12 protein-coding genes and 1 pseudogene are annotated in these 12,408 nt (G+C 57.5%); 5 read left to right on the top strand and 8 right to left on the bottom strand.

Going from position 1 to position 12,408, the window contains the following annotated elements; genetic code table 11:
* The 5 genes and pseudogenes from P4U43_RS13170 to P4U43_RS13150 all read left to right on the top strand — a co-directional run.
* Positions 1–322: pseudogene (locus tag P4U43_RS13170) on the top strand (ABC transporter permease); the annotation flags it as partial.
* Positions 306–1,556 carry a glycosyltransferase gene (locus P4U43_RS13165; RefSeq protein ID WP_277359140.1) on the top strand — a complete coding sequence of 417 codons (1,251 nt, stop codon included), beginning with the start codon at positions 306–308 and terminating at the stop codon, positions 1,554–1,556. The pseudogene P4U43_RS13170 and the gene P4U43_RS13165, both read left to right, overlap by 17 nt.
* A 79-nt stretch (positions 1,557–1,635) precedes the next feature.
* Entirely contained in the window at positions 1,636–2,211 is a 576-nt protein-coding gene (locus tag P4U43_RS13160) for an arsenate reductase/protein-tyrosine-phosphatase family protein (protein ID WP_277359139.1), read from the top strand.
* Positions 2,212–2,225: 14 nt separating this feature from the next.
* Positions 2,226–2,660 carry a VanZ family protein gene (locus tag P4U43_RS13155; RefSeq protein ID WP_277359138.1) on the top strand — a complete coding sequence of 145 codons (435 nt, stop codon included), beginning with the start codon at positions 2,226–2,228 and terminating at the stop codon, positions 2,658–2,660.
* A gap of 111 nt (positions 2,661–2,771) precedes the next feature.
* Positions 2,772–4,085 (top strand): UDP-glucose dehydrogenase family protein, encoded by a 1,314-nt coding sequence (locus tag P4U43_RS13150; RefSeq protein WP_277359137.1) that lies wholly within the window; start codon positions 2,772–2,774, stop codon positions 4,083–4,085.
* 61 nt (positions 4,086–4,146) lie between these two features.
* Here the strand turns inward: P4U43_RS13150 and P4U43_RS13145 are convergent, their stop codons facing one another.
* The 8 genes from P4U43_RS13145 to P4U43_RS18100 form a co-directional block, all read right to left on the bottom strand.
* Positions 4,147–5,409 carry a lipopolysaccharide biosynthesis protein gene (locus P4U43_RS13145; RefSeq protein WP_277359136.1) on the bottom strand — a complete coding sequence of 421 codons (1,263 nt, stop codon included), beginning with the start codon at positions 5,407–5,409 and terminating at the stop codon, positions 4,147–4,149.
* Positions 5,410–5,441: 32 nt separating this feature from the next.
* On the bottom strand, positions 5,442–6,386 hold the full coding sequence (locus P4U43_RS13140) for a polysaccharide pyruvyl transferase family protein (protein WP_277359135.1): 945 nt from the start codon (positions 6,384–6,386) through the stop codon (positions 5,442–5,444).
* 66 nt (positions 6,387–6,452) lie between these two features.
* Positions 6,453–6,902, bottom strand: a complete 450-nt coding sequence (locus P4U43_RS18105; protein ID WP_404800742.1) for a serine O-acetyltransferase — start codon at positions 6,900–6,902, stop codon at positions 6,453–6,455.
* Between the two features lie 37 nt (positions 6,903–6,939).
* Positions 6,940–8,217: an O-antigen ligase family protein gene (locus P4U43_RS13135; protein ID WP_277359134.1), complete on the bottom strand. Its 1,278-nt coding sequence runs from the start codon at positions 8,215–8,217 to the stop codon at positions 6,940–6,942.
* Between the two features lie 56 nt (positions 8,218–8,273).
* Positions 8,274–9,125 carry a glycosyltransferase family 2 protein gene (locus P4U43_RS13130; RefSeq protein ID WP_277359142.1) on the bottom strand — a complete coding sequence of 284 codons (852 nt, stop codon included), beginning with the start codon at positions 9,123–9,125 and terminating at the stop codon, positions 8,274–8,276.
* A gap of 675 nt (positions 9,126–9,800) precedes the next feature.
* On the bottom strand, positions 9,801–10,760 hold the full coding sequence (locus P4U43_RS13125) for an NAD-dependent epimerase/dehydratase family protein (RefSeq protein WP_277359133.1): 960 nt from the start codon (positions 10,758–10,760) through the stop codon (positions 9,801–9,803).
* Positions 10,760–11,530: a WecB/TagA/CpsF family glycosyltransferase gene (locus P4U43_RS13120; protein WP_277359141.1), complete on the bottom strand. Its 771-nt coding sequence runs from the start codon at positions 11,528–11,530 to the stop codon at positions 10,760–10,762. The genes P4U43_RS13125 and P4U43_RS13120 overlap by 1 nt, the downstream gene beginning before the upstream one ends.
* Positions 11,530–12,246 (bottom strand): glycosyltransferase, encoded by a 717-nt coding sequence (locus P4U43_RS18100; protein WP_404800741.1) that lies wholly within the window; start codon positions 12,244–12,246, stop codon positions 11,530–11,532. The genes P4U43_RS13120 and P4U43_RS18100 overlap by 1 nt, the downstream gene beginning before the upstream one ends.
* Between the last annotated feature and the right edge of the window lie 162 nt (positions 12,247–12,408).

Here is a 12,408-nt window from a genome sequence, read left to right as displayed (position 1 = left end):
CTGGAATCTGGTTCCGGCAGCGCTGGCGCACCTGCCGGCCGCCCTGGTCTTTGTGGCCCTGGCAGCCCTGGCGTTCGCGCTGATCCCGCGGCTCAGCATCGTTGTGAGCTGGGGCGTGCTCGCGGCGGGCCTGGTGCTGGGCGAATTCGGGGAGCTGTTCGGCCTGCCGGTGTGGCTGCAGGACGCGAGCCCGTTCCGGCACTCCCCTGCCATGCCCGTCGAATCCTTCGACCCGGCCGGTGCGGCGGGACTGCTTGCCATGGCTGCTGCCGGGGCTGTGCTAACAGCGTTGTGCCTTCGACGGCGTGACGTGGCTGCGTGATGACGGAACCCATGATGAGACGGAGTGCGCCCGGATGAAGATTCTGCTGCTGACGGCCGGAACACGCGGCGACGTGGAACCGTTTGTTGCCCTGGCGCGCGCCGCCGTCGCCCGGGGGTACTCGGTCCGGACGGCGATCCCGGACAACTCCGGCACTGACATCACGGGCCTGGACACTGTCAGTCTGGGCATGGACTTCGCCCAGCTCATCAGCGACCAGGGCGTGTCACCCGGGATGGCGGCCAAGAAGTTTCGCGCTGTCATCCGGCCGTCATTCGCCCGCCTCTTGCAGGCTGCCGTGGAGCAGATCCTTACTTTCGCACCGGATGTTGTGGCTTATCACCCGAAGATCCTGAGCGCTCCCATCGCGGCCGAGAGGCTGGGCATCCCGTCGGTGCTGGTGGAGACCATTCCGTCATTCACCGCCACCCGCGAGTTTCCACTTCCGATCCTCACCAGAACCAGTCTGGGTCCTCTGAACCGGGCCAGCTATCGCCTGGCGGGCGTGGCCGAGCTGATGTTCAAGCGTGAGTTAGCAGCGGCGGTGGAAGACCTCCCTCCCGCGCCACGGACGGGGTCGTCAGGAAGCGCAACGCTCATCCCCATCAGCCCTCTACTCCTGCCACGATCTGCGGACTGGCCGGCCACCGTCCATCTCACCGGCCACTGGACCGGGCATCCGACGCCCGCAGTTGAGGCGGATACAGAACTGGCAGATTTCATCGAGGGCGGTGACTTTGTCTACGCCGGATTCGGTTCGATGAAAGCCGGGGATCCGAGGACACGGGGCGAAGCGATCGTAGAAGCGGCCCGCAGGAACGGCCTCCGGGTCCTGGTGGCCAGGGGCTGGGGTGGCATCGACCTTCCAGCAGCAGCTCAGGGCGACAACCTGCTGGTGCGGGAATCGGTGGACCACCATCTGGTCCTGCCACGTGCAACTGCTGCGATCCACCATGGAGGGGCGGGCTCCGCGCATGCTGTGGTGCGGGCTGGCATCCCGTCGGTGGTGGTGCCGTTCATCGGCGATCAACCGTTCTGGGGACATCTCCTGCATCGGCGGCGGCTCGCTCCGGAACCCATCCCTTATCGAAAGGTCACGGTGGACCGGCTGACGGATGCCCTGGCCCAGGCAGGGAAATACAAAGATCAGGCGACGCGTACGGGGGAACTTCTGCGGAAGGAGGACGGAACGGCCGTCGCGCTCGACGTTCTGGAAACCCTTGTGCGCCCGTAACACGGGTGTCCACCCGGTACGCTTCGAAGTAAACCCGTCCTCGTCGCCGTCCCGCGCGAAGTCTCCAGGAACAGAGGCCATGACTACCGATACTCCGTTTCGCATTCTTGCCGTGTGCACCGGCAACATCTGCCGCTCCCCCATGGTGGAGCGCCTGCTGCAGAGCGCGTTCGCCCGGATAGCCCCCGGCGAGTTCGAAGTCTCCAGTGCCGGCACGGGCGCGCTAGTGGACTACCCCATGGACGCGCAGGTGGCCGGCTTTGTGCACGTGTTCGACGGCGACTCCGAGAACTTCCGTGCCCGCCAGCTCGAAGAACGCATCCTGGAGGGCAAGGACCTGGTTCTGACCCTCACCCGCGAGCACCGCGGCCGTGTGATCGAGATGGCGCCGTCACTGCTGCGCAAGACCTTCACGCTGCGTGAATTCGCGCGACTCATCACCACTCTTGACGGTGACCCGTCCCTGGACGGCCCGCACCGCTGGCGCGCGATCCTGCCGAAGGTGGTGCGTGCACGCACCGTGCACCCTTCAGATCCTTCGCATGACGATGTGGTGGACCCCTACCGCCGCGCGGACGACGTGTACCAGCAGATGGTGCGAGAACTGGTGCCGGCCGTGAAGACGCTGGTGGACTGGGAATACAGCCACCGGTGACAGCGGCATCCTCCATGACATCACGACGACGGCGCTTCCTCGCCGCGCTGCTCACCGGTTACCTCGTGGTGCTGTCACTGATTGCCTTCTGGCCGTCGCCGGTGGATGAGAGCGCGTCCGGCTTCATGGCTCGCGCCCTTCGAGCGTTGCACCGGATAGGTGTACCGGGCTGGTTCGACTACAGCCTGATCGAGTCCGGCGCCAATGTGCTGCTCTTCATTCCGTTCGGGATTCTGGTGGCAGCGTTTCTGCCCTTGCGACGGGCATGGATCGCGCTGCCGGCGGGCATCTTTGCTTCCGCATGTATCGAGGTGGGCCAGGAGCTGTTCCGACCCGAACGGGTGGCAACGCCGCGCGACGTGCTGTCCAATGCTCTGGGCGCTGCGATAGGAACGGTGATCGTGTACGGCTGGTCGCACCGTAATGACGAGGACCCAGAACGGCGCTGAATCGTCTTCGCTGGACGACAGCCGGTATCCTTGAAGAGGATACCCGCGTCCATAAGGCCAATCGTCCGAGCCAGCGGGGTACAAATCGGGGAGTTTTTGGGGGATTTACCTATGCGCATTTCAGTTATTGGGTGCGGTTATCTCGGCGCCGTCCACGCTGCGTCCATGGCGAAGCTTGGTCACGATGTAGTCGGTATCGACGTAGACCCGAAGAAGATCGACGAGTTGTCTGTTGGTCATGCGCCGTTCTTCGAACCGGGGCTTCCCGACCTCCTGCAGAGTTCGCTCGATTCCGGTCGGTTGAAGTTCAGCACCAGCATGGCCGACGCCGCGGGCTCGGCTGTGCACTTCATCTGTGTCGGGACCCCGCAGCGTAAGGGTGAATACGCAGCCGATCTTCGGTACGTCGACGCTGCCTTCGCCGGCCTTGCCCCGCATCTCAGCTCAGGTGAAGTGGTGGTGGGTAAATCCACCGTTCCGGTTGGAACGGCATCGCGCCTTGCAGACGAATACATGGAAACTGCGCCGGAAGCGATCCTCGCCTGGAACCCAGAATTCCTGCGAGAGGGCCACGCCGTTAAAGACACTCTGCACCCCGATCGGTTCGTCTACGGCGTACCCGGGGGTGCTGCTGGGGAACGGGCCGCCCAAGCGCTGGACGAGGTCTACGCCGCATCGCTGTCAGAGGGCACTCCCCGCCTGGTCATGGACTACGCGACCGCCGAGTTGGTAAAGACCGCAGCCAATAGCTTCCTGGCCACCAAGATCTCCTTCATCAATGCGATGGCCGAGCTCTGCGAGGCAGCCGGCGCTGATGTCACTGCTCTGGCAGACGCCATAGGCTTGGACGACCGCATAGGTCGAAAGTTCCTTCACGCCGGCATCGGCTTCGGTGGCGGCTGCCTACCGAAGGACATTCGCGCTTTCATGGCCCGTGCCGGCGAACTTGGAGCGGACCAGGCCCTGACCTTCCTACGTGAAGTCGATGCCATCAACATGCGAAGGCGATCGAGGACGGTGGAACTGACTCGTGAACTTTGTGACGGCTCACTCATCGGCAAGCGCATCACCGTTCTTGGTGCCGCGTTCAAGCCGAATAGCGATGACGTCCGTGACTCCCCTGCTCTCAGCATCGCTGCGCAACTGCAGCTGCAGGGTGCCGAAGTTACTGTGACGGACCCGGAGGCGATCGAGAACGCGCGTCGTCGGTTCCCAGAATTACACTTTGAAGCGGACTTGGCCACTGCGCTGACCGATGCGGAGGCTGTCCTGCTGCTGACAGAATGGCAACAGTACGTCAACCTCAACCCTAAGGAATCAGCGCGTCTTGTGCGCACAACTCACATTTTGGATGGCAGGAATGCTCTGGTCGCTACGGATTGGCGAGCCGCTGGCTGGTCCTACCGAGGCATGGGTCGCGCATAACTACCGACATCGGTCGCCTTTAGTGACAATACTCAACGGAAGCCGCTGCAGCTGACGATGGTTACCTCCCAAACGTGAGAGCCACTCCCGCGAGGAGACTAAAGGCAATGAGGATATAAACCAGCGTTCTTCTGCCCAATACGGTTGGCGCTACGCCAAGCAAAAGCATCATGACGAGCGCTTCCCGCGCTACCACAAGCCATGCTGCCAACTCCAAACTATAAATCGCTGAGAACGCTATGGGGACGGCTGCAAGAACACCCAAGAACTTTATCGGCGATGCCCACTTCACTCGACCTAGGGCGAGCAGGAGTACAGTGAGACTCCATCCGACCATTGTTGGGACCACACCTATAGTCATGATCCTAACTGCATCGAGGGCTGGCCCCCACTCCTCCGACAGGATATTCCGAAGAAGATATTCGGCAGCAAGAACAGTTGCAAGGCCAGCGCAAGCGCTGAGTAGAACCCCTCGCTGAATTACCGGTTCTGCAAGCTTGCGCACCTCCCGAATGGTGTGAGAACCACCGAGCACGACTGGTCTTAAGACATTTGCACTGGCCGTGGACAATGAATCGCCGGCGCTTCGAGCGATTGATTGCGCAAACGAATACATACCAAAAACTGCCGGTCCAGCGAAGATGGACAGCAGACCTTTATCCGCTTGGCTCTGCCCCCACCCCAGCAGGGAGTATGCGGCCACATGCCGAAACTCAGAGAAGAGCGTTCCGTTGGCCTGCGAATCCTCGGACTTCACACGTGAGTGGCTTGCAGCACGTCGAACGTACCATGAGTAGATGGCCTCCGTTAAGACGATTTGAAGGGAGCTAGCAAGAATGGATTTCGTTCCCACCAGGACCGGAACACTTACAGCGAGCGAAAGCAACGCAGCCCACATCTGGCCGCGCGCTAATTCAGGCCAGAGGCCCCGCAGTTGCAGTTGGGCGACATTCTTCATTCTTATTGCTGCAAGCGATGGCACAAAGGCAAGAGGCAATAGCAGCAAGGCATCATCCGCAAGTCCGCTCGGAAGAAGAAACACTAGTGCAATGACGAAGAGTAAAAAAAGTGTCGTACCAAGAGCACTGACGATTATCACATAGCGGCGCATGAAAAGCATGCCCCCTGTGGTGCGCAATACCTTCACAGCCATCTGGCGCATGGGGTTATCCGAAGCTGCTTGTAGCAAAAAAATCGCCAAGGTTCCCAACGCGTAGACTCCCACTATCTCGGGGGAAAGGTAGGCCGCGAGGAGGACCATTACGAGGGCGGACGCAGCCCGCGGAAGAATGCGCTCGAGAAAGGAGAGCGTAAGATTTTTCATTGTCTACTCAGCTGGACCGAAAGTCGTCCCGCTCACTTTCGCGCAAGCTGCATCGCCTGCTCGAAACTGCTAGCAAAAGTAATATCGGGCTGTGCTGACTGGAACCAAGTGTTCGCATACTTGGACAGCTTCTGATTTGCGTTGTCCACAGCAATAACACGACGTCCCATCTGCAGCGCGATCAGCATCGCATGTAACCTGTCGGTAATAACGACCTCACCAGGAGCGAGTATTTGAATCCCCCGCGCCAACCGCCGCTTCGCGACACGCTCCCACCCACCCGGACTTAGGTTGAGAAGCTCCGCGCCACGACCGACATATTTCCCCTTCCATCGTAGGAAAGCACCGATGCGCAAGGATGCCGAGTCCCGCAACCAATCGACCGACGATTCCAAATCAGCCTTGCTTGCGGACTCTTTGTCCTTCCTCTTCAAAATCACCACACGCTGTGATGGGTCTGCGGCCTCAATCCTGCCCAGATGATGTACGGCATCGGGAGCTAGCAACGGGTCTTCAATAATTCCTTTGAGCGCGTCGACAGCCTGCTGATCGCGAACGGCCATTCTGAGCGCCGGCCTGCTCGCGAAGTATTCGGTAAACTTCTTCTTTGCTGATTCCGTCGCGAAGTGAACAGATTGTGGAGCTTGGATAAGAAGTGTATCTCCGCGCAAGCGGCTACTTATGTCGTTTCTATGTGCATCGATCCCATCGAAAAATCCAGCGATGTTACCGCCGCCATTTATAACCACTGGGATCTGAGATTCCAAGACCTTGGGCGTGAGCGTACCTATACAGTAGCAGCGCTCCACCACTAAGCCTCGAGAGCGATAATATGCGAATTGACCCAAGGCAATTGCCGAATCGCCCACATTGGGGTAGTCGGGGAAGTCCACAAAAACTAGACGAGAAACATCTTCATAGATTGAATCGTAAGCTTTTCCTGCCGTCTTTCGCATTGTCTCGACGTAATTCGCCAATTTTTCTCTTTCGTTGAGTTTGCTAGTGACAGCTTATCCGTCACAATTGAAGTAAGAAAACCAGTATCAGGTGATAGGGCGGGCTGGATTCCCTGCCACCACCGTCTGGGCTCGCACATCTCTGGTTACTACTGCACCCGCACCGACGACCGCGTCGGGTTCCACTGTGATACTTCCGATCACCATTGAAGCCGCACCCAAATCGACGCGGTCACCTATCACGGGCGGTCTGCCGCCAGCTTTAGCTCCCAGCGTTACGCCTTGGCGCAGAGTAACGTTATTCCCGATAACACTGTCTGCATGTATGACGATCCCGAATCCGTGATGGACGCTGAGGCCGCGACCGATTACGGTGCGAGTAGGAATGTCAATTCCATACAGGAAAAGTGCAGGAACGCGGTAAAGAGCAACGAGGAGTGGGGCCAGAGGACGTAGCGCACTGCGCCTACTACGTGATCTCTGAGCAATACGAAAAAGAATTAGCAAGATCTGTAGATGCAGCCTTCCTTTATTCATGGAGTGGTCTTGCAATATGTCCCTCAGAAAATTCAAGTCATTTCCTTAATGTCCGAAAGGACGCTGGAGTGGGATCCAGAGCGCCGTCTCTACTACGTCCACTGCCTAATACACCAACTGCGAACGCCAGCAAGTACATCGCCGATGTGTAGCCGAAGAGATTAGATTCCGAGCCGTTGATGACGGCCAGCGTTACGCAGGAGAGCATTACCACGGCGCGCCAATCTTTGCGCCGTTGACTGGTCAGGGTGCGCAGCCAAGCGGCGAACATGATCGCGATCATCACTGCCCCGATGATTCCGAACTCGAATAGAAACTGGACAAATAGGCTGTGAGGAGGCCCCCCGAGTGGCATCACCTCACCATAAGAACTGCCGATGCCAAATCCGAAAAATGGCTGTTCTCGCCATATTTCGAGATACTCGCTCCAGTTGATAAACCGCCATTCAAGGCTATTACTACTATTACCGCTCGACAGCGCCCCTTCAATGTCGATACCGCGAATCTCGTCCAATCGATCGATGAGCGCACTTCGCGAAATTGCGAAGTAGACTGCACCTGTGAAACCGAGAACTACCGCCAGCTTCTTCGAGAGCGAAAATTTCGCATTCATCAGAACAAAGGTTAGTAGTCCGCTGACCAAGCCCAGCATCCCACCCAGGCTCAGAGTGAAAAGAGTACCCAGTGCAGCGATAATCCCCACTATCTGCCACTTGCGGCGCCCGCTCGACCAACCGGCGCCGATGGCTATCACCGCGGCGATACTCAAGAAAGCAGCCGCGGCGTTGGGATGGCTGAAGGATCCTGCCGCCCGTGCTCCCGACGACATCAAGATCGGATTCTGGGAAGCAAAGCCCAGGCACAATATCAACGCCGCTGGTAGGCCCACGTAAACGAGTTGAGTAATAGAGCGATCAGGACTTGCTTCAGCTTCCCGACGTGCCAGCACATATATTGCGATGATTGACGCTACACGGACTGGTTCCTCAACCGCCTCTGCACTAATACCGAACCTGAGACAGAAGATTGCCGTCGATGCTAGCACTCCAGCGCCGAGCAGCCATACCCTTGCTACATCTCCCTTATACAGCCGCGGTTCCGTCGGTAGTAGTGCGGCAATGATGGCTAAAACTCCTAGCCCAAGCGACAGCAGTGAGGATGGCAAAAGCGACCCAGCAGACGCAGCACCAATGTCGGTGAACGAGCGTGCACCAACAATGCAGACAACGATGGTGGACCGAGGAATAATTGGAAGCAGGACGAGTAAGAGAACCGCCCCTAGCACAAGGACATAACCGACTCCGTCAAGCGCCATGACCCCTGCTCATGTCGGTGCACCGCTTGTCAAAAGCTTGCGTCAGAGTCACCTGCCTACGCTCCTCGTCCGTAGGCTCTATCCGTCTGTCGCATAAGTACCGCCCTCTCCAAACCACGAAATTGCTTTGCTTCGGCGTAGAGTAAAGAGAAGAATTCTTCAACTTCTTCGCGCAGGTTAGAATTGCGGTCGCCTCTCAGCCATCGGTAAACCGAAAACTCACGGCCAAGAACCACTTTAGTCAGGTCAGAATGGGCTCTCGCAGTCTCTTCATCAAACATCGCTTTCAACTTCCACGAGTGCTGCGCCGTGATCTGGCCAGCGTGCCTTCGATAAAGCAGTCCAGGGAACGAAGATCGAACGAGTTTGTAGCCCGCCGTAGCAGCGCGCATCCACAGGTCATAGTCCTCAGACGCCACCTGCCGGTATCCACCCGAAGCTTCTATAGCCTCTCTGCGTGCGAGCATGGTCGGATGGGCCACGGGATTCACCACGAGCAGAGATAGGCGCATAGCCGCTCCCGATATAGATACGGGAAGGGACGGTCTGACGTGTAGACCCTTCTGGAAAACCGTCACCGTGGAGAAGCAGATGTCAGCGCCGCTGCTCAACTGCCCAAAACCCTGGGAGAACTTCCAAGGCAACGCAATGTCGTCCGCGTCCATCCGAGCAATGTACTTGCTGTCCGACACCTTCATCCCCTGAGCGAGAGCCTCAGCAATGCCGCAGTTCGTTTTCATAGTCACAACTCGAACCCGCTTGTCTCGATTCGAAAGCTGCTCCAACACGGTTGCAGTGTGGTCCTGGCTCGCGTCATCCACCACAACTAATTCAGAGTCACTAGGCATTGCGCGTAGCGTCGTCAAGATAGCTGTCTCGACGGTGCCTCCTGCGTTATAAGCAGGCATGAGAACCGAGAGAAATGGCAAGGCTCAATCCTTCCGATCAACATTTGAGAAACGAGTCACCGATTATCCGGCTGTACGCCGCCTTACTTCGTCATCTTGCGTTGGATCCATTCCGGCATGATTTCACCGGATCCGCCGGAGGAAACGACTTTGCACGGGACCCCTGCAACGACTACTCCAGGAGGCACGTCTGTCCTCACAACAGCGTTGGCAGCGATTGCCGTCCGGGAGCCCACGGTTATACCTCCGAAGATCACAGCTCCCGGAGCTATATAAACGAAGTCTCCTAGGATCGGAACTCCAGTCGGACCGACCCCGATGTTTGTCGCAGAGTGAATACGGCAATAAGCTCCTACTCGTGCTCGATCGTTAACGACAATGCTGCCGTGATGAGCGATCGACAAGCCTGGTCCGAAAACTCCGGGAGGGATCGACAACCCCGTCCGGAGTGACGCACGTGCCAAGCGGACGCGGGCGAGAACGTACACAAATCGACGTAGGCCCCGCTCGTTGCGGTGCAACTCCGCTTTACGCAGGATCCTTTGGTAGTGAAGCTCGGGATGAGTCAAGAACATACCGAACTTCCACCGGCTCACTCCGTGTGCATCTAAGTCAGCTCGCAGATACCTCCGATAACTAGCCTTGTCGTTTGGCCCGTTCGGCGGAGGCACATCATCAGCCACCAACAGAATCACTCCAGATCCGCCGACCCCATTCGAAGTGTTCCGTTAGCCCATCGGTAAGGGTCACAGTCGGAGCCCAACCTAAAGCGGTGTTGATTTTATCGGTCGTTCCACCCGTTCTTGCGACATCGCCTGCTACTTTGTCGACATGGGTGAGGCGCATCGAGCGGCCGGCAACTGTTTCCAGCGTGTGGATAGCGTCGAGAAGCGAGATATTCGTTCCGCCAGCCACGTTGAACACTTCCCCTGGTTCACTCTTGGACAAGGCAGCCCGAACATTAGCATCAACAACGTCGTCAACGAAGGTGTAATCGCGAATCTGCTCTCCAGTACCGAAGATCCTGACTTCACCATCAGTGAGCAGTGCGCGGACGAATCGTGTGAAAGCCATATCGGGTCGCTGTCCGGGTCCATAAACAGTGAAGTATCGGAGCGAAACAGTTGGAACGCCGAAGTTTTCCCCGTAAAGGGAGCACAAATGCTCCGCTGCTAGCTTCGTCACACCGTAAGGGCTGAGAGGCTGAGGACGGTCGCTTTCGCTGGTGGGATATCGCTCAGCATTGCCGTATACCGAAGACGAAGATGCATAGACGAACTTCTTCAGAGACGCCGAATCTTTAACCGTCTCGAGCAATATTTGCGTCGCAGCGATATTCGCACGGGTATAGGCACTAAAATCCTTCCCCCATGATTTACGGACGCCTGGCTGACCAGCCTGGTGGAATATATATTCTACATCTTTCACCAGCGGGACAAGATTAAGGGAGTTCAAGTCTCCCTCAATGAATTCGAAGTTGTCGCCCTGAAGTCTCCGCAAATTATCGAGCTTGATCGAGCGATCATAATAATCTGTGATCGAGTCAACGCCCACCACGTCGAACCCATCTGCCTTTAAACGGGTTACGAGGCGGCTTCCAACAAATCCCGCAGCACCTGTCACTAGAGCTTTCATTACATACCTCGAATCGATCGGATTACAACTGTAAGAAATCTTGGGCCATCTAATAGGTATCGCTTCGCTAGGCGCCTGGGCTCCTGCATCAAACGCCAAACCCATTCTCCTCCAGCGCGTTGCAGTAAGAGCGGCGCACGTTTCTTCCCGCCCGCTGCAAAATCAATAGCAGCTCCAGCCCCTACGTAAAGCGCCGGAGGAAGGGAGCCCCACCATGTCAGCGCCCACTCTTCTTGCTTTGGGGATCCTAAACAAACAAATACCACGTTTGCTTGCATTTCTAGCAAGCTCTTGAGGACGGATTTGCACTCGTCAGACGTCAGGTCAGAAGTCATCGGGAACGGAACGTGATTGACTACCGCACCCGCATACTTTTGTTGTAATCGGGATGCGGCAAGCTGGCCAACTTCGTCAGTTCCACCTAACAATGCGACAGTCCAATTGGATGAAGCGGCCATTCGAACCACGCGAGGAAGCAAATCGGCGCCAGTGTTGCGCTGCGCCGCTTTGGCGCCTAGCAGCCGAGCCAGCCAAACCAGAGGCATGCCGTCCAGAAGCCGTAGTGAGGACGTTGAGTATGACTCCAGGAGCACTTCCGAGCTTTCGAGCCTAAGTACCTGATCGACGTTAGGGGTAACAATCAAACGTGGTCTTTGCTCGCTTACCAATTCGCGTATACGTCCATCAAGCGACTCGGCATCTTCCGCGAAGAGTTCAAATTCACCCAGAAAGACCTTGCCGCCTATGATGCGCATTCGCAGGGCATTCATCACGTACCCCGCTCTCCGCGGGTAGTGAAAAGCTGCCGCACTACCTCAGGCGCGCTCAGGTGGTGGACCGCGTTTATAGGGGACTGCGGCATCAGAGCCTGAGCCTCAACCAGCTGCCCCGCGATTTGTGCAGGGTCTCTGTTGCATGTGTACCCGGTCACACCGTCCACAACCAGACCACCTGTATCAGAACCTTCAGTAACAACAGCGGGCAGACCGGACGCCATTGCTTCGACCAACACCCGCGGATACCCCTCGTAACCAGGGTGCGAGGTCATAAGGAAGGAACTCGAGGAACCCATGATGTGAGCTACATCCTCTGGTTTGACGCGTCCCCAAATTCTGACAGAACGCCTTATGGATTCGGGCCATCGACCTAGCTCATCCTCCAAGCTCCGCTGAAGAGTCCCAGACCCCAACATGTCCAATGACCATTTCGTCTCTGGTCGTGAATCAGCGAGAATTTTGAAGGCGGTCAGTGCGAGCGCGGGATCCTTCGGCACTTCAAGCCTGCCTACCCAACAGATGGACCTTCGCTTCCGGGGACCTTCTGACTGGAGGATTGAGGGATCGAACCAGGTCGGCGAAAATCGCGCTCTGTCAGTCCATTCGGCGACTGTTCCTGAGTAAGATTCGTTGAAGACGACTACGTCCTTGGACGCGACGGCAATTCGCTTCTCCAACCACTCATGTACCCGAGGCGCGAAGCGCCACATCGAGTCGGAGGTCTCGCCTGTCAAGCCACTCTTTTGAGTGTGGATGAAGTATATAAGCGGCAGCCTGAATAGCATTTTCGCCGCGTATGCGATGTCCATCCGATGAGCCTGAACTGCTTTCGCTCTTGGAAGCAGTCGCTTGTATCTCACCATTCCGGCGGC

Source organism: Arthrobacter vasquezii, assembly GCF_029455255.1.
GTDB lineage: Bacteria > Actinomycetota > Actinomycetes > Actinomycetales > Micrococcaceae > Arthrobacter_D > Arthrobacter_D parietis.
Note: the sequence above shows the minus strand (reverse complement) of the source record. Positions and strands in the feature narration are given on the sequence as shown.